Annotated in this window: 16 protein-coding genes; 9 read left to right on the plus strand and 7 right to left on the minus strand. The window is 64.7% G+C overall.

What is annotated here, in order from left to right; translation table 11 throughout:
• Window positions 1-93 precede the first annotated feature (93 nt).
• Window positions 94-1,155, plus strand: coding sequence for an AraC family transcriptional regulator (locus tag ABE528_RS20810; protein ID WP_152956332.1), 1,062 nt, complete (start codon window positions 94-96; stop codon window positions 1,153-1,155).
• Here ABE528_RS20810 and ABE528_RS20815 read toward each other — a convergent pair.
• A complete protein-coding gene (locus ABE528_RS20815; RefSeq protein WP_152956331.1) occupies window positions 1,112-2,566 on the minus strand; it encodes a TrkH family potassium uptake protein in 1,455 nt (484 codons plus the stop codon). The genes ABE528_RS20810 and ABE528_RS20815 overlap by 44 nt on opposite strands.
• Window positions 2,567-2,668: 102 nt before the next feature.
• On the opposite strand from ABE528_RS20815, the gene ABE528_RS20820 reads away from it, so the two are divergent.
• Window positions 2,669-3,226, plus strand: a complete 558-nt coding sequence (locus ABE528_RS20820; RefSeq protein ID WP_346653953.1) for a nitroreductase family protein — start codon at window positions 2,669-2,671, stop codon at window positions 3,224-3,226.
• 35 nt (window positions 3,227-3,261) lie between these two features.
• Here the strand turns inward: ABE528_RS20820 and ABE528_RS20825 are convergent, their stop codons facing one another.
• The 5 genes from ABE528_RS20825 to ABE528_RS20845 form a co-directional block, all read right to left on the minus strand.
• Complete coding sequence (locus ABE528_RS20825) at window positions 3,262-4,599, minus strand: HAMP domain-containing sensor histidine kinase (RefSeq protein WP_346653954.1); 1,338 nt, start codon at window positions 4,597-4,599, stop codon at window positions 3,262-3,264.
• A gap of 60 nt (window positions 4,600-4,659) precedes the next feature.
• Window positions 4,660-5,076 carry a Spy/CpxP family protein refolding chaperone gene (locus tag ABE528_RS20830; protein WP_152956328.1) on the minus strand — a complete coding sequence of 139 codons (417 nt, stop codon included), beginning with the start codon at window positions 5,074-5,076 and terminating at the stop codon, window positions 4,660-4,662.
• A gap of 124 nt (window positions 5,077-5,200) precedes the next feature.
• A complete protein-coding gene (locus ABE528_RS20835) occupies window positions 5,201-5,878 on the minus strand; it encodes a response regulator transcription factor (protein ID WP_152956327.1) in 678 nt (225 codons plus the stop codon).
• Between the two features lie 132 nt (window positions 5,879-6,010).
• Entirely contained in the window at window positions 6,011-6,310 is a 300-nt protein-coding gene (locus ABE528_RS20840) for a YciI family protein (protein WP_008091826.1), read from the minus strand.
• A gap of 1 nt (window position 6,311) precedes the next feature.
• On the minus strand, window positions 6,312-6,905 hold the full coding sequence (locus ABE528_RS20845; protein WP_346653955.1) for a septation protein A: 594 nt from the start codon (window positions 6,903-6,905) through the stop codon (window positions 6,312-6,314).
• Between the two features lie 67 nt (window positions 6,906-6,972).
• On the opposite strand from ABE528_RS20845, the gene ABE528_RS20850 reads away from it, so the two are divergent.
• The 6 genes from ABE528_RS20850 to ABE528_RS20875 all read left to right on the plus strand — a co-directional run bounded on the left by ABE528_RS20850 (window position 6,973) and on the right by ABE528_RS20875 (window position 13,442).
• Window positions 6,973-7,833 (plus strand): PHP domain-containing protein, encoded by an 861-nt coding sequence (locus ABE528_RS20850; protein WP_152956325.1) that lies wholly within the window; start codon window positions 6,973-6,975, stop codon window positions 7,831-7,833.
• A 13-nt stretch (window positions 7,834-7,846) separates the two neighbouring features.
• Window positions 7,847-8,476 carry an L-threonylcarbamoyladenylate synthase gene (locus tag ABE528_RS20855; RefSeq protein ID WP_346653956.1) on the plus strand — a complete coding sequence of 210 codons (630 nt, stop codon included), beginning with the start codon at window positions 7,847-7,849 and terminating at the stop codon, window positions 8,474-8,476.
• A 125-nt stretch (window positions 8,477-8,601) separates the two neighbouring features.
• Window positions 8,602-9,327 (plus strand): ScpA family protein, encoded by a 726-nt coding sequence (locus tag ABE528_RS20860; protein WP_346653978.1) that lies wholly within the window; start codon window positions 8,602-8,604, stop codon window positions 9,325-9,327.
• On the plus strand, window positions 9,314-10,084 hold the full coding sequence (scpB, locus tag ABE528_RS20865; RefSeq protein WP_346653957.1) for an SMC-Scp complex subunit ScpB: 771 nt from the start codon (window positions 9,314-9,316) through the stop codon (window positions 10,082-10,084). Before ABE528_RS20860 ends, scpB begins: the two co-directional genes overlap by 14 nt.
• A 152-nt stretch (window positions 10,085-10,236) precedes the next feature.
• Entirely contained in the window at window positions 10,237-11,379 is a 1,143-nt protein-coding gene (rluB, locus tag ABE528_RS20870; RefSeq protein ID WP_346653958.1) for a 23S rRNA pseudouridine(2605) synthase RluB, read from the plus strand.
• A 644-nt stretch (window positions 11,380-12,023) separates the two neighbouring features.
• Window positions 12,024-13,442 carry an amino acid permease gene (locus ABE528_RS20875; protein ID WP_178120071.1) on the plus strand — a complete coding sequence of 473 codons (1,419 nt, stop codon included), beginning with the start codon at window positions 12,024-12,026 and terminating at the stop codon, window positions 13,440-13,442.
• 69 nt (window positions 13,443-13,511) lie between these two features.
• On the opposite strand, the gene ABE528_RS20880 is transcribed toward ABE528_RS20875, so the two are convergent.
• Window positions 13,512-14,396, minus strand: coding sequence for a LysR substrate-binding domain-containing protein (locus ABE528_RS20880; protein WP_346653959.1), 885 nt, complete (start codon window positions 14,394-14,396; stop codon window positions 13,512-13,514).
• A gap of 152 nt (window positions 14,397-14,548) precedes the next feature.
• Here ABE528_RS20880 and ABE528_RS20885 point away from each other — a divergent pair, with 152 nt between their 5' ends.
• Window positions 14,549-17,569, plus strand: coding sequence for an FAD-binding and (Fe-S)-binding domain-containing protein (locus ABE528_RS20885; RefSeq protein ID WP_346653960.1), 3,021 nt, complete (start codon window positions 14,549-14,551; stop codon window positions 17,567-17,569).
• The last annotated feature ends 86 nt before the right edge of the window (window positions 17,570-17,655 follow it).

Here is a 17,655-nt window from a genome sequence, read left to right on the forward strand (position 1 = left end):
TAGAGTCATTGGCGGGGCCGGCCAGTGACAATAGGCGCCAAATGAGTATCCTTGGGGTTCACCGCATGAAGCGGTCAGTATAAGAAGCCTGCCATGAGTGAAAGAACCACGTCAGCCAGCTGGGCATCAGGGATTGTGAAGGCGCTGGAGCTGGAGGGGCTCGACTGCCCGGCCATGTTCAAGCAGCTGGGGTTGGATTTCGCCGCACTCGACGATCCGGATGCACGCTTTCCGCAGGACGCCATGACCCGCCTCTGGCAGCTCGCGGTCGAACTCTCGGGCAACGAGGCCATTGGCTTGAACATGGCGCGGGTGGTTCGCCCGGCTTCATTCCATGTGGTGGGCTACGCGCTGATGTCCAGCCGCACCCTGGCCGAAGGTTTCGAGCGGCTGGTGCGTTACCAGCGCATCATTGCCGAAAGCTCCGACCTGAGCTTCATCCTCGGCCCTGAAGGCTATTCGCTGATTCTGACCGTGCATGGCGATCACTTGCCCCCCACCCGGCACAGCGCCGAAGCGTCGCTGGCCTGCGCGCTGGCCTTGTGCAAATGGCTCAGTGGCCGGCCGGTGCAGCCGCGTCGGGTGCTGATACAAGGGCCGCAGCCGAAGGATATCGAGCCGTACAAGGTGGCTTTCCATTCCCCGCTGATCTTCGATGCGCCGCACGATGCGCTGGTGTTCGAGCGGGCCGACATGGAAGCGCCGTTGCCCACTGCCAACGAAGCCATGGCCATCCTGCATGACCGCTTTGCCGGCGAATACCTGGCGCGCTTTTCGGAAAGCCGCGTGACTCACCGGGTGCGCCAGGTGCTGTGCCGCATCTTGCCGCAAGGCGAACCCAAGCGCGAAACCCTGGCCCAGGCCCTGCACCTGTCCCAGCGCACCTTGCAGCGCCGTTTGCAGGAAGAGGGCACCAGCTTCCAGGCGTTGCTCGACGACACCCGCCGTGAACTGGCCGAGCAGTACCTGGCCCAGCCAGGCATGACCCTGCTGGAAACCGCCTACCTGCTGGGCTTTGCCGACCCGAGCAATTTCTACCGGGCGTTCCGCCGCTGGTTCGATGTGACCCCCAGCGAATACCGCGCCCAGCTGGGGGGGGAGCCTGCCGACGTCAGTGACGCCAGAACGCCGGCATACACAACACCAGCACCGTGATGATCTCCAGGCGGCCGAGCAGCATGCCGGTCGACAGCACCCATTTGGCGGCATCCGGCAACGTCGAGTAGTTGCCCGAAGGGCCGACCACTTCGCCCAGGCCCGGGCCGACGCCCGACACCGTGCCGGCCGCGCCGGTCAGTGCGGTCATCCAGTCCACGCCCAGCAGCGACAGCAGCAGCGCCATCACGCAGATGGTGATGGCGAAGAAGAACGAGAAGGTCAGGATCGACCGCACGATCTCTTCGTCCAGGCGATGGCCGTTGTACTTCTGCTTGATCACCGCGCGCGGGTGGATCAGCTGGTTGAGGCTGGCCTTGAGCAGGATGTAGGCCACCTGGAACCGGAAGATCTTGATACCGCCGGCCGTCGAGCCGGAGCAGCCGCCGACGAAGCCCAGGTAGAAGAACAGCATCAGCGAGAAGTTGCCCCACAGGCTGTAGTCGCCCAGGGCAAAACCGGTGGTGGTGACCACCGAAGTCACGTTCAGCGCTACGTGGCGCAGGGCGTCGAGCCAGTGCAGGTTGGTGGTGTACCAGTACCAGGTGCCGAGCACCATCCAGGTTACCACCAGCATGCCCAGCAAACCCTGCACCTGCTGGTCGCGGATCAGCGCCTTGCGGTTGCCGCGCAAGGTCGCCACGTACAGCGTGAAAGGCAGGCTGCCGAGGATCATCACCACCACCGCGACCCAGTGCACGGCGGGGATGTCCCACTTGGCCAGCGACTGGTCAGAGGTGGAAAAACCGCCAGTGGAGATCGCCGACATGGCGTGGTTGATGGCATCGAACGGGCTCATGCCGGCCCACCAGAAGGCCAGTGCACCAAAGATCGAGAAACCGACGTACACGCCGACGATCGACTTGGCGACCATGTGCGAGCGCGGCATGACCTTTTCCGAACGGTCCGACGACTCGGTCTGGAACAGGCGCATGCCACCGATGCGCAGCAGCGGCAGGATCGCCACTGCCATGGCGATGAAGCCGATACCGCCGAGCCAGTGCAGCATCGAGCGCCACATCAGGATGCCCGGTGACATGGTGTCGAGCCCGCTGAGCACCGTGGCGCCGGTGGCAGTGATGCCGGACATGCTCTCGAAGAAGGCGTCGGTGTAGCTGATGTGCTGGGTCAGCAGGAAGGGCAGGGCGGCGAAGATGCACACCACCACCCAGCTGCTGACGGTCAGCAGGTACATGTCGCGCGGCCGCAGGTGGACGTGCTCGGGGCGGCCCTGCAGGACCATGGCCAGGCCGGCGATGAAAGTGATCAGGCTGGACCAGAGGAACGACGGCATGTCGCCGGTGCGTTCGAAGATCACCAGGGTCGCCATGGGCACGACCATGCTGACCGCCAGGGTGATCAGGAAGATGCCGATGATAAAACCAATGATCCTTAAGGTCGGCAACGCCATGTGATCTGCTCTGACTCGAAACGGAAGGGCGCCATTCTACCTATGGGTCTGGTGATGTAAACGCTAGAATGGCCGCACATTTACCTGCCAGGAGGGTAGCCGATGGAGGCTCTCGACGCATTGCTCAACCGTGTTTCCGTGCCACGCCTGACTGACCCGGCACCTAACGAGGCCCAGCGTGAGGCACTGTTTCAGGCCGCCTTGCGCGCGCCGGACCACGGCCAGCTGCGGCCGTGGCGCTTCCTGACCATCGAGGGTCAGGGCCGCGACAAGCTCGGTGAACTGTTCGCCGAAGCGCTGCAGCACAAGGGCGACGCCAGCCAGGCTGCGCTGGACAAGGCACGGGCGATGCCGCTGCGTGCGCCGTTGCTGATCGTGGTGATCGCCAAGCTGCAGGACCACTTCAAGGTACCGAAGTCCGAGCAGCGCCTGGCGGCGGGTTGCGCGGCCCATGGCATCCTGATTGCGGCGCATGCCCAGGGGATCGGTGCGGTGTGGCGTACTGGCGACATGGCCTTTGATGCGCATGTGCACAAAGGGTTGGGGCTGGCCGAGAACGAGGAGCTGATCGGCTACCTGTATGTCGGCACGCCGCTGGCCGAACCGCGCACGGCGCCGATTCTGGAGACTGCTGCGTACGTCAGTTCCTGGGGCGAATAACGCAGAGGGGGCTGCATAGCAGCCCCGGCTTACTGTCAGTTGGCAGCAATGTTCTCAGGTAACTCCAACCGGGCCACAAACCCACCTTGCGGGTGATTCTCCAGCACCAGGCTGCCGCCATGCCGCTCCGCCGCCTTGCGCGCAATTGCCAGCCCCAGCCCATGCCCCGCTGCTTCCTGCCCCGGCGCCCGGAAGAACGGCTCACCCAACTGCGCCAAATGCTCCGGCGCCGCCCCCGGCCCATGGTCTCGCACGCTCAACACGATCTTCTGCTGCTCGCGCTGCGCGCTGATCTCGATCGGCTGCCCCTGCGGGTTGAAGCGCAGGGCATTGCGCACCAGGTTGTCCACGGCACGCTCGATCAGCGTCGGCCAGCCTTGCAGCGCCAGCCCCGGCTGCGCCTCCAGCTTCACTTCCTGCTCCGGTGCACTGAGCTGAGCGTCCTTGCGCACGCTGCCGAGCAGGGCGTTGAGGTCGACAGGTTCGGCATGGGCCTGTTCGGCATCGACCCGGGCCAGCGTCAGGATTTCGCTGATCAGGTCTTCCAGGCGGTCGCATTCACGGGTCAGGCGTGGCCACAGGGCCTGGCGCTGTTCGGTTTCGGCGCGCTCGGCCAGGGCCAGGGCAATGCGCAGGCGGGCCAGCGGTGAACGCAGCTCGTGGGACACGTCGCGCAGCAGCTGGCGCTGGCTGCCGATCAGGCTCTGCAGGCGTGCGCCCATCTTGTTGAAGTCCTGGGCCAGCACGCCGAACTCGTCACGCCGAGCGGCCAGGCGGGCCAGGCTGTTCTGTTGGTAGCTGGCCTGGCCAAGGTCGTGCACGGCGCCGCGCAGGCGGCTCAGCGGGCGGGTGATCGACAGGGTCACCAGCAGGCTGAACAAGGTCAGCACCACCAAGGCGATGCCCAGCGCACTCAACGGCCACAGCAGGCTCTCACGGTGCCAGGCGTCCAGCTCCGGGTGTGGGATGCGGTAGATCAGCAGGTAGGTGTTGCCGCTGTCGGGGCTGGTGTATTCCTCGGTCAGGCGCCGCCACGGCAGGCGGCGCTCGTCATTGTGCTGACGCGCCTCGAACGCCGCAGCGCGGCGCGGGAAGGTGCCGGGCACCACGGCATCGCCGCTGTCGTCGAGCACTTGCACATCGATCTTGTAGCGCTCCTTGCGTCGCTCCAAAAAGGCCTGGGCAGACTCCAGGCCTTCCTGCTCATAATGCTTGGCCCACTCGCTGGCCATGGTCTTGAGGCCCGGGTGACGGCTGAGGATCCAGGCGTCCTGGTTGAGCATGTGGCCGAGCAGGATCGACAGGCCCGCGACCAGGGTGATAGCCAGCCAGAAACTGGCCAGGATGCGCCAGAACAGAGAACGCAAGAGCACCTCCTGAAAACGGGAAAAGCCCGGCCCGCGTGAGGGCGGGCCGGGCATTGGGAGGACAGCTTACTGGGCCTTGCCAGCTTTTTCAGCTTTCCAGGCCTGGAACTCTTTCCATTCAGCCTTGCGTGCTTCGCGTTCCTTTTGCAGTTCGTCGAACTTCTTCTGCTGGTCAGGCTTGAGCAGCGCGCGGACCTGGCTGTCGGTCTTGTCGTGGCTGGCCTTGAGCTCGTCTTTCATGGCCTTCTGGTCGGCTGCCGGCAACTTGTTCAGATAACGCTCGGTGATTTCGCGGCGGTTCTGCATCTGCTCGCCCATCAGCTTGCCGATCTGCTGGCGCTGGTCGCGGCTCAGGTCCAGTTGGGCGAAAGGCGCATCACCGCGATGATGCGGGCCGTCGTGACGCTGGCCGCCTTCAGGCATGGCCATGGCCACGGTCGGCAGGGCGGCGGCGAACATCAGGGCGATAAGGGTCTTGCGCATGGTGTCTCTCCTGTCATGGGCCGGTGGTTACCGGATGAGCTCAGTCTAGGGAGATCAAGGTCAAGCGCAGTCAGCGGACGGTAAAGGCAGGGTAAAGATGGGGCGCAGGCGGCCCCATGCAGGTTTACAGGCAATAGTAGTAACCGCGGCTACGCAGCGCGACGATCCGCGGCCGCCCATCGGGGTGTGGGCCGACTTTCTTGCGCAGGTTGCTGACGTGCATGTCCAGGCTGCGGTCATACAGGGTCAGCTTGCGCCCCAGGGCGATCTGCGCCAGTTCCTGCTTGTCCAGCGGCTCGCCCGGTTGGCGCAGCAGCGCTTCGAGGATGCGGCTTTCGGACAGGGTCAGGCTCATGTCGCGGCCATCGATACTGACCACGCCGCGCACCGGGCTGAACGCCAGGTCACCGATTTCCAGCTGGGTGGTGGTGGCAGTGGGGTGGCTGCGGCGCAGCACGGCGCGCAGGCGGGCGGTGAGCTCACGGGGGTCGCAGGGCTTGGCCAGGTAATCGTCGGCACCCAGCTCCAGGCCGAGAATGCGGTCCAGTGGCTCGCCACGGGCCGACAGCATCAGCACCGGCAGCTCGGCGTGTTCGCTGCGCAGCTGCTTGAGCAGCTCCAGGCCGCTGCCGTCGGGCAGCATCACATCCAGCACCACGGCCGCCGGGGCATGCTCGGCCAACGCCTGGCGCGCGCTCTGGCCATCATGGCAGGCGCGTACCGCAAACCCTTCCTGGGTCAGCCAGCTGCCGAGCAGCTCGCAGAGTTCCTGGTCATCATCAATCAGTAACAGCTCGCTCATGACTCACTCAATTCAACCATTGACGGCGTCTTCTGTGTCCGCCAGTGGCAAAGATACCGCAGACTGAGGGCGAGCGTGCAATTCGAGCGGGGGAGACCGCGTCGCCGGCTTGATCGGCGACGCGGTGGCAGCTCAAGGCAGGACTTGCTTGAACGGCTTGACGATGACCTTGTCGTACACGCCTGCGGCAATGTACGGGTCGGCATCGGCCCAGGCCTGGGCGGCGGCCAGGGAGTCGAACTCGGCGACGATCAGGCTGCCGCTGAAGCCGGCTTCACCTGGGTCGTTGCTGTCGATGGCCGGGTGCGGGCCGGCCAGCACCACGCGGCCTTCGGCCTTGAGCTGCTGCAGGCGCTCGATGTGCGCCGGGCGTGCAGCCAGGCGCTTTTCCAGGGAGTTCGCGACGTCGCTGGCGATGATGGCGTAGAGCATGTCAATCCTTGGGTTTGGAGGTGGAAGGGTCGTCGTGCAGGTGACGCGACAGGTACACACCCTGCGCCACCAGGAAGATCACGGTCATGCCCAGGCTGCCGAACACCTTGAAGTCGACCCAGAAGCTCTGGAAGGTGAAGGCAACGAACAGGTTGGCGGCGCCGCAGAATACGAAGAAGACGATCCAGGCTACGTTCAGGCGCGACCAGATGACATCGGGCAGGGTCAGCGCGTGGCCCATGATGCGCTTGATCAGCACCCGGTCGCCGATGAAGTGGCTCCCGGCGAAGCCCAGGGCGAACAGCCAGTTGACCACCGGCGCCTTCCACTTGAGGAAGGTTTCGCTGTGGAAGGTCAGGGTCAGGCCGCCGAACACCAGGCAGGCGACCAGGGTCAGCCACTGGCCCTTCTCCAGCTTGCGCTGGCGCAGGAACAGCGCGCCGTACACCACCAGCGAGCTGATGATCAGCATCGCCGTGGCGCTGTAGATGCCGCCGAATTCGAAGCTGTGGCCAGCGACCTCCATCGGGCGCGGGTCGAGCTTGTAGACGATGAAGAACAGCAGCAGCGGGATGAAATCGATGAATTGTTTCACAATGGCAGCCAGAATCGGGATGTGACGGCATAATAACAAACATCGATTCCAGCGAAAGCGCTCCTCCATGAATGTTGATCTGCACTGTCACAGCACGGCCTCCGACGGCGCCCTGTCGCCCACGGACCTGGTCGCCCGGGCCCATGAGCACGGGGTGCAAACGCTGGCACTGACCGACCACGACACCCTCGAAGGGCTGCCCGAGGCGCGCCAGGCCTGCCACGCGCGTGGCATGCGCTGGGTCAGCGGGGTAGAGCTGTCGTGCACCTGGGGTGGCGCGACCATTCACGTGCTGGGCTACAATTTCCCGCTCGATGCGCCGCCCTTGCTCCAGGCCATCGAGGCCCTGCACCGTGGCCGCTGGTTGCGCGCCGAGGAAATCGACAAACGGTTGGCGGCCAAGGGCATGCCGGGCGCCCTCGACGGCGCGCGGGCCGTGCAGCAAGAACTGGGTGACAGCGGCAACGCCCCGGCGCGGCCGCATTTTGCCGAGTTCATGGTGCGCGCCGGCCATGTCAAGGACCGCGCCGAGGCCTTCCGCAAGTGGCTGGGGGCCGGCAAGCTGGGCGACGTCAAGCAGCACTGGCCGACACTCGACGAAACTGTCGCCACCCTGCGCCAGTCCAACGCTTGGGTGAGCCTTGCGCACCCCATGCATTACGATCTGACCCGCAGCAAGCGCAGGCGGCTGATTGCCGACTATATTCAGGCAGGCGGGCAGGCACTTGAAGTGGTCAACGGGATGATGCCGGCCGAGCAGGTGGGCACGATGTCCATCCTTACCCGTGAGTTCGGCCTGCTGGCAAGTGCTGGCAGCGATTTCCACGGCCCCGGCACCTGGGGCGAGATCGGTGCCTACCGGCCATTGCCCGAGGACTTGCCACCTCTGTGGCGTCGATTCAGCCATGAACAGCCTATGGCGCTATGAACAGGACGACTTCGTGAGCCAATTTTTCCAGATTCATCCGGAGAACCCACAACCGCGTCTGATCCGCCAGGCGGTGGAGATCATCCGCAAGGGCGGCGTGGTGGTCTACCCGACCGACTCGGCCTATGCCCTGGGTTGCCAGATCGGCGACAAGACAGCGATCGAGCGCGTGCGCCGCCTGCGCGGCCTGGACAAGACCCACAATTTCACCCTGATGTGCTGCGACATGTCGCAGCTGGGGCTGTACGCCAAGGTCGATACCGGCATATTCCGCCTGCTCAAGGCCCATGTGCCCGGGCCGTACACCTTCATTCTCAACGGTACCCGCGAAGTGCCGCGCCTGCTGCTGCATGAAAAGCGCCGCACCATCGGCCTGCGCGTACCCGACCACGCCATCACCCTGGCGCTGCTGGCCGAGCTGGGCGAGCCGCTGATGAGCGTGAGCCTGATCCTGCCGGGCGACACCGAGCCGATGACCGACCCCTACGAGATCCGCGAGCGCCTGGAGCACCATGTCGACCTGGTGATCGATGGCGGCTTCGGCGACCTCAAGGCCTCGACCATCATCGACCTGTCCGGCGACGAACCTGAGCTGATCCGCGAAGGCTGCGGCGACCCCACGCCGTTCATGGTCAACGCGTGAGTCAGGTGGAAGTACCCGAGGCGCCGGCCGAGCAGGCCGCTTCGCCCCAGCAGTTGCAGCTGGCGCTGGTCTACGGTGAAGCACTGACCGAAATGCCGGTGGACCTGTACATCCCGCCGGACGCCCTGGAAGTCATCCTCGAAGCCTTCGAAGGCCCGCTGGACCTGCTGCTGTACCTGATCCGCAAGCAGAACATCGACATCCTCGACATCCCCGTGGCAGAGATTACTCGCCAATACATGGGCTATGTCGAGCTGATGAAGAGCGTGCGCCTGGAGCTGGCCGCCGAGTACCTGGTGATGGCCGCGATGCTCGCCGAGATCAAGTCGCGCATGCTGCTGCCGCGCTCGGCCGAGGTCGAGGAAGAAGAGGGCGACCCGCGCGCCGAGCTGATCCGCCGCTTGCAGGAATACGAGCGCTTCAAGGCCGCCGCCGAAGGCCTCGACGAGCTGCCGCGGGTGGGCCGCGAGATCGTCGTGCCGCGCCTTGAGGCGCCCCAGGCCAAGGTGCGCAAGCTGCTGCCGCAGGTCAGCCTGGAAGAGTTGCTGGTGTCCATGGCCGAGGTCATGCGCCGCAACGACCTGTTCGAAAGCCACCAGATCACCCGCGAGACGCTGTCTACCCGCGAGCGCATGAGCGACGTGCTGGAGCGCCTCAAGGGCGGCGCCTTCGTGCCGTTCGTCGCGCTGTTCACGCCCGAGGAGGGCAAGCTCGGCGTGGTGGTGACCTTCATGGCGATCCTCGAGCTGGTGAAGGAAGCGCTGGTCGAACTGGTGCAGAATGAGCCCTTTGCGCCGATCCATGTGCGGCTGCGCCCCGAGTCTGTCGAAGAACCTGATGAACCTGAATGAACCCCGCGACCTGGCGTCGCTGATCGAAGCCTTCCTGCTCGCCTCGGGCAAGCCGCAGTCCCTCGAACGCCTCTACGAGCTGTTCGAGGAGGCCGAGCGCCCCGAGCCGAAGGTGTTCAAGAAGGCCCTGGAAGTGCTCGCCAAGTCCTGTGCCGGGCGGGCTTTCGAGCTCAAGGAAGTGGCCACCGGTTACCGCCTGCAAATTCGTGAAGACTTCGCGCCTTGGGTGGGAAGGCTGTGGGAGGAGCGCCCGCAGCGTTATTCCCGCGCCTTGCTGGAAACCATGGCGCTGATCGCCTACCGCCAGCCCATTACCCGTGGCGAGATCGAGGATGTGCGGGGCGTGGCGGTCAACAGCAACATCATCAAGACGCTGATGGAGCGCGAGTGGATTCGCGTGGTCGGCCACCGCGAGGTGCCCGGGCGCCCGGCGATGTTCGCCACCACCAAGGCGTTTCTCGATCATTTCAACCTCAAGAGCCTGGACGAGCTGCCAGCGCTGGCCGAGTTGCGCGAGATGGAGCCGGAGCCGCTGCTCGACCCGGATGATGCCCCGGTACCGGCGCACATTCAGGCCTTGGCCGATGCCAGCCTGGGTGAGGACGAAGAGGTGGGTGAGCCGAAGGAAGAGACCAGCTTCCGCAGCCTGCTGGTGGAGCTGGACCAGATGGAAGAAGGGTTGAAGACCGACTTCGACGACCTTCGCGATGAAGAGCCCGAGGCCTCGGTGGAGGACGAGGGCAAGTCGGCCCCCTGACGCGTACCACCATTGAGCAGAAATCCTGCTCGGGGCCGACAAAACCCTCTACCCTGCAGTGCGTTCCCCCAGCGAACCGCGTATGATGCGCGGCCCTTTGGCGCGTTCGTCGCCAAGACCCTGATTTCATTCCTACACCGGGAGGTGCCCAGATGAGTGAGCAAGACCTGCAAAATACCGAAATCACCCCGCCAGCCGGCGAAAAGCTGCAGAAAGTGCTGGCGCGCATTGGCGTCGGTTCGCGCCGTGACGTCGAAGCCTGGATCAGCCAGGGCCGCATCAAGGTCAACGGCGTCGAGGCCACCCTCGGCCTGCGCGTCGACCTGCACGACGCCATCACCGTCGACGGCAAGCTGATCAAGCGCGAAGAGGCCGCCGAGGCCACGCGCCGGGTGATCATGTACAACAAGCCCGATGGCGAGATCTGCACCCGTGACGATCCGGAAGGGCGCCCGACCGTGTTCGACCGCCTGCCGCGGCCGAAGGAAGGCCGCTGGATCAACATCGGCCGCCTGGACATCAACACCACCGGCCTGCTGCTGTTCACCACCGACGGCGAACTGGCCAACCGCCTGATGCACCCGTCCTACGAAATGGACCGCGAGTACGCCGTGCGTGTGCGTGGTGAAGTCGACGACGAGATGATCGATCGCCTGAAGGCGGGCGTGATGCTCGAAGACGGCCCGGCCAAGTTCACCGACATCCAGAAGGCGCCGGGTGGCGAAGGCTTCAACCACTGGTACCACTGCGTGGTGATGGAAGGCCGTAACCGCGAAGTACGCCGCCTGTGGGAATCCCAGGGCATGGTGGTCAGCCGCCTGAAGCGTGTGCGCTTCGGCCCGGTGTTCCTCAACTCCGACCTGCCGATGGGCCGCTGGCGTGAAATGACCCAGGGCGAAATCGACATCCTCGCCGCCGAGGTGGGCCTGCAGCCGGTTGCGCTGCCAACCCTGAACCTCAAGGCCAAGGACAAGATGGAGCGCCTGCAGCGCAAATCGAGCCGGCCTATGGGGCGCAATGAGCGCGTACGTAGCCTGCGTCCAGCCCATGAGGGCGGTGCTGCGGCCGCTGAGCGCCCGGCACGCCAGCCGCGCGATACCTCGGGTGAGCGCCCGGCACGTCAGCCGCGCGATACTTCGGGTGAGCGCCCTGCACGCCAGTCCCGTGACGAAGCTCCGCGCAAAGGCAGCCGTGGCAGCGCCGTGGCCGAACGCCCGAGCGAAATGCGCAAGCGCCCAAGCAAGCCTGACGGTGACAAGCCGGCCGGCCGTGGTCGTGGCAAGCCGCGTGGCTGATGTGTCAGAGCGGTAATCAAAAGCCAGCCTTCGGGCTGGTTTTTTTATGCCTGTGAGAATTTGGGTTGCGCAGCTGCCCCAAGATATTGAAGAAAAAGAAATTTTCGGACGACTGGCAAGTTTCCAAACCACCGCGTAAAGAAATTTATACAGAGCGGCCCGAATTCAGCCCGCAATTCGGAATTTTCCTGTTCGTGTAAACAGAACTTGCCGCGCTACCCCCCCGCAAACCCCCAGCCTCCACACCGCCCCATCTTGCTCAAACCCCCGTACCACGGTGATATAGCGCTCATTGCCGTGTGCAAAAGCCCGTCCAAAGAGCCGGGCCAACAGAACAACAAATGGAGGCGCCATGTACGCCGATCACTTCGCCTTTTCAGGCACCTACCACAGGATCGCTGCGTTTTTTCCCAAGGAAACGATGCAACGCGTTGACGCCTGCGCGTTTGCAGGGGTATACAGTGCGCCGCGTTTTACCTGTGACCCTCTTGCGTACCGCGCACTCTTGCCCACACCTGGCTGATCCGCCCCGGCGGCATCCGTTGGCAGGAAACCCAAGGTAACCACCTTGCCCATTCCGCTGCGCCACGAGCGCGGTGGGTCCGATTCCGTCACAGATAAAAACAATGCAGGTGACTTCGTTCATGAGTGGACAAAACATGCATTCAGGCGAGCTCAAGCGGGGCCTGAAGAACCGCCACATCCAGTTGATCGCCCTCGGCGGCGCGATTGGTACCGGCCTGTTCCTCGGCTCGGCAGGCGTGATGAAATCCGCCGGCCCGTCGATGATCCTCGGTTACGCCATCTGCGGCTTCATCGCCTTCATGATCATGCGCCAGCTCGGCGAGATGATCGTCGAAGAGCCGGTGGCCGGCTCGTTCAGCCACTTCGCACACACCTACTGGGGCGGCTTCGCCGGTTTCCTGTCGGGCTGGAACTGCTGGGTGCTGTACATCCTGGTGGGCATGTCGGAACTGTCGGCGGTGGGCAAGTACGTGCACTACTGGTGGCCGGAGATCCCGACCTGGGTCACGGCGGCAGCGTTCTTCGTGCTGATCAACGCCATCAACCTGATGAACGTGAAGTTCTTCGGTGAGGCCGAGTTCTGGTTCGCCATCATCAAGGTCGTGGCCATCGTCAGCATGATCGGCCTGGGCGCCTACCTGCTGACCAGCGGCAACGGCGGCCCTGACGCCTCGGTGAGCAACCTGTGGAGCCACGGTGGCTTCTTCCCGCATGGGGTTAGCGGCCTGGTGATGGCCCTGGCGTTCATCATGTTCTCGTTCGGTGGCCTGGAAATGCTCGGCTTCACCGCCGCCGAGGCCGACAAGCCGAAGACCGTGATCCCTAAAGCGATCAACCAGGTCATCTACCGCATCCTGATCTTCTATGTCGGTGCCCTGATCGTGCTGCTGTCGCTGACCCCATGGGATAACCTGGTCGCCAGCATCGATGCGTCCGGCGGCAGCTACGGCAGCAGCCCGTTCGTCCAGGTGTTCTCGCTGCTGGGCAGTGACGTGGCGGCCAACCTGCTGAACTTCGTGGTCCTGACCGCAGCACTGTCGGTGTACAACAGCGGCACCTACTGCAACGCCCGCATGCTGCTGGGCATGGCCGAGCAGGGTGATGCCCCGGCCGCGCTGGCCAAGGTCGACAAGCGCGGCGTGCCGGTGCGTTCGATCCTGGTGTCGGCGGCGGTGACCCTGATTGCCGTGCTGCTCAACTACCTGATGCCGCAGAATGCACTGGAGCTGCTGATGTCGCTGGTGGTCGCGACCCTGGTGATCAACTGGGCGATGATCAGCTACTCGCACCTGAAGTTCCGCCAGCACCTTGACCGTGTCGGCCAGAAGCCGCTGTTCAAGGCGCTGTGGTACCCGTACGGCAACTACGTGGTGCTGGCCTTCGTGGTGCTGATCCTGGGCATCATGCTGATGATTCCGGGTATCCAGGTGTCGGTGTACGCGATCCCGGTGTGGTTGGTGGCGATGCTGCTGGCGTACCTGGCCAAAGGCCGTCGTCGGCCGCAGGCCAATGGCGCTGCCGGTACCGTGGCCAAGTAACTGTTTGGCTGCTTGAAAAAACCCGATGTCAGGTGGCTGGCATCGGGTTTTTTGTTGCTTGTCACGGCCTCAGATCTGCTCCAGCAACCAACTGCGAAATGCCCTCAGTGAAGGCAAGGCCTCATTGCGCGGTGGATAGATCAGGTAATAACTGCGCTGGCTGGCAAACGGCGCCCCGGGGCTGAACAGTTCGCCCTTGGCCAACTCTTCCTCCACCAGAATCCTCGGTACCAGGCCGATGCCGATCCCGGCCCGTACCGCCTGAATCAGGTGTGAGGTCAGTTCGAAGCTCGGCCCCAGGCGCATCGCCCGGTGTGGCAGGCCGTGGTGGGAAAACCACTCACCCCAGGCGTGCGGGTTGTTGGCCACGTTCAGCAATACCTCTTCACTGATCCGTGCCGGGCTCCAGCCCTGGGCATCGCCGCCCGCTTCCGGCGGCAAGATCACCACCAGTTCCTCGGCATGCAGCCGATGGCAGATCAGCCCCGGCAGGTCGTGGCTGGCCACGCCGATGGCGGCGTCGATCTCGCTGGTGTCGAAGTTGATCGCTTCGATGCGTGAATGAATATGCACCAGCATGCCCGGGTGGGCGCTGTAGAACGCATGCAGGCGCGGCAGCAGCCACTTCGAGCCGAAGGTGGGCAGGGTGGCCAGGCGCAGGGTGCCGACACCGGACTGGTAGGCCAACGCCTGCAAGGTGGCGCTGCGAATACGCCCCAGTGCTTCGCTCAGCTCGCGTTGGTACAGCCGGCCGACGTCGGTCAGCTGCACCTGGCGGCCCTCGCGACGGAACAGGGTCAGGCCCAGTTGCTGCTCCAGTGCCTGCACCTGGCGGCTGACCGCGCTCTGGGTCAGCGACAGTTCGGCGGCGGCACGGGTGTAGCTTTCATGCCGGGCGGCGGCCTCGAAAGCCAGCAGCAATGACATGGATGGCGTCAGGTGGCGGTAATTCATTCATAAAAGTCATTGATAGCGGCAGGATTATCCGTTTGCCCCTGAAGCGAAACTACAGGAACATTGGCGTATACGTCATCCCTGCATGAAACAATGCATGCCGGAACGACAGGATTCCCGTGAATTAGCCCATGTCAAGAGGCCATCCTTCGATGATCGCCCAGCTGTCGACCCTTGCGCCGAGCGCCAACTACCCCGAATTCCTCGAAGCCCTGCGCAACAGTGGCTTCCGTGGCCAGATCAGCGCCGACTACGGCACCCGTACGGTGCTGGCCACCGACAACTCGATCTACCAGCGCCTGCCGCAGGCGGCGGTGTTCCCGCTGGACGCCGACGACGTGGCGCGCGTGGCCACGCTGATGGGCGAGCCACGCTTCAAGGAGGTCAAGCTGACCCCGCGTGGCGGCGGCACGGGCACCAATGGCCAGTCGCTGACCGACGGCATCGTCGTCGACCTGTCGCGGCACATGAACCAGATTCTCGAAATCAATGTCGAGGAGCGTTGGGTGCGAGTCCAGGCCGGTACCGTCAAGGACCAGCTCAACGCCGCGCTCAAGCCCCACGGCCTGTTCTTCGCCCCTGAGTTGTCCACCTCCAACCGCGCCACCGTCGGCGGCATGATCAACACCGACGCCAGCGGCCAGGGCAGCTGCACCTACGGCAAGACCCGCGACCACGTGCTGGAGTTGCACAGTGTGCTGCTCGGCGGCGAGCGCCTGCACAGCCTGCCGATCGACGACGCCGCGCTGGAACAGGCCTGCGCCGCGCCTGGCCGGGTTGGCGAGGTGTACCGCATGGCCCGGGAGATCCAGGAAACCCAGGCCGAACTGATCGAGACTACCTTCCCCAAGCTCAACCGCTGCCTGACCGGCTATGACCTGGCGCACCTGCGCGACGAGCAGGGCCGCTTCAACCTCAACAGTGTGCTGTGCGGTGCCGAGGGCTCGCTGGGCTATGTGGTCGAAGCCAAGCTCAATGTGCTGCCGATTCCGAAATACGCCGTGCTGGTCAACGTGCGCTACACCAGCTTCATGGACGCCCTGCGCGATGCCAACGCACTGATGGCGCTCAAGCCGCTGTCGATCGAGACGGTCGACTCCAAGGTACTGATGCTGGCGATGAAGGACATCGTCTGGCACAGCGTTGCCGAATACTTCCCGGCCGACCCCGAGCGCCCGACCCTGGGTATCAACCTGGTGGAGTTCTGCGGCGACGAGCCGGCCGAGGTCAACGCCCGGGTCCAGGCGTTCATCGACCACCTGCAGAGCGACACCAGCGTCGAGCGCCTGGGCCACACCCTGGCCGAGGGCGCCGAGGCGGTGACCCGCGTCTACACCATGCGCAAGCGCTCGGTGGGCCTGCTTGGCAACGTCGAGGGCGAAGTGCGCCCGCAACCGTTCGTTGAAGACACCGCCGTGCCACCCGAGCAGCTGGCCGACTACATCGCCGACTTCCGCGCACTGCTCGATGGCTATGGCCTGGCCTATGGCATGTTTGGCCACGTCGACGCCGGCGTGCTGCACGTGCGCCCGGCACTGGACATGAAAGACCCGGCCCAGGCGGCGCTGGTCAAGCCGATTTCCGATGCGGTGGCGGCGCTGACCAAGCGCTATGGTGGCCTGTTGTGGGGCGAGCACGGCAAAGGCCTGCGTTCGGAATACGTGCCGGAGTACTTCGGTGAGCTGTACCCGGCACTGCAGCGCCTCAAGGGGGCCTTCGACCCGTACAACCAGCTGAACCCAGGCAAGATCTGCACGCCGCCAGGCAGCGCCGAAGGCCTGACCCCGGTGGATGGCGTGACCCTGCGCGGTGACCTCGACCGCACCATCGACGAGCGCGTCTGGCAGGACTTCCCCAGCGCCGTGCACTGCAACGGCAACGGCGCCTGCTACAACTACGACCCCAACGACGCCATGTGCCCATCGTGGAAGGCCACCCGCGAGCGCCAGCATTCGCCCAAGGGCCGTGCCTCGCTGATGCGCGAATGGCTGCGCCTGCAAGGCGAGGCCAACATCGACGTGCTGGCGGCGGCGCGCAACAAGGTCTCGTGGCTCAAGGGCCTGCCGGCGCGGCTGCGCAACAACCGCGCACGCAACCAGGGCCAGGAAGACTTCTCCCATGAGGTGTACGACGCCATGGCCGGCTGCCTGGCGTGCAAGTCGTGCGCCGGGCAGTGTCCGATCAAGGTCAATGTGCCGGACTTCCGCTCGCGCTTCCTCGAGCTATACCACGGCCGTTACCAGCGCCCGCTGCGTGACTACCTGATCGGCTCGCTGGAATTCACCATCCCGTACCTGGCCCATGCACCGGGCCTGTACAACGCGGTGATGGGCTCGAAGTGGGTCGGCAAACTGCTGGCGGACAAGGTCGGCATGGTCGACAGCCCACTGATCAGCCGCTTCAACTTCCAGTCGACCCTGACCCGCTGCCGCGTCGGCGTGGCCAGTGTGCCGGCCCTGCGCGAGCTGACCCCGGCCCAGCGCGAGCGCAGCATCGTGCTGGTCCAGGATGCCTTCACCCGCTACTTCGAAACGCCGCTGCTGGCCGCGTTCATCGAGCTGGCCCATCGCCTCGGCCACCGGGTGTTCCTGGCGCCCTACAGCGCCAACGGCAAGCCGCTGCACGTGCAAGGCTTCCTCGGTGCCTTCGCCAAGGCGGCGATCCGCAATGCCACCCAGCTCAAGGCCCTGGCTGACTGCGGCGTGCCGCTGGTGGGCCTGGACCCGGCGATGACCCTGGTCTACCGCCAGGAGTACCAGAAGGTGCCAGGCCTGGAAGAATGCCCGCAGGTGCTGCTGCCGCAGGAGTGGCTGATGGATGTGCTGCCGGAACAGGCGCCTGCCGCGCCGGGCAACTTCCGCCTGATGGCACACTGCACCGAGAAAACCAACGTGCCGGCCAGTACCAAACAGTGGGAACAGGTATTTGCCCGCCTGGGGCTGAAGCTGGTGACCGAGGCGACGGGCTGCTGTGGCATGTCCGGTACCTACGGCCACGAGGCGCGCAACCAGGAGGTTTCACGGACCATCTTCGAGCAGTCGTGGGCGACCAAGCTGGACAAGCAAGGTGAGGCGCTGGCGACCGGCTACTCGTGCCGCAGCCAGGTCAAGCGCATGACCGAGCGGCAGATGCGCCACCCGCTTGAGGTGGTGTTGCAGTACGCCAAGCGTTGACCTTGAGGGGCTTGGGGGCTGCTTTGCAGCCCTTTCGCGGATAAATCCGCTCCTACACATCCTGCAGGAGCGGCTTTAGCCGCGAA

Source organism: Pseudomonas sp. TWI628 (genome assembly GCF_039673865.1).
Taxonomy (GTDB): domain Bacteria; phylum Pseudomonadota; class Gammaproteobacteria; order Pseudomonadales; family Pseudomonadaceae; genus Aquipseudomonas.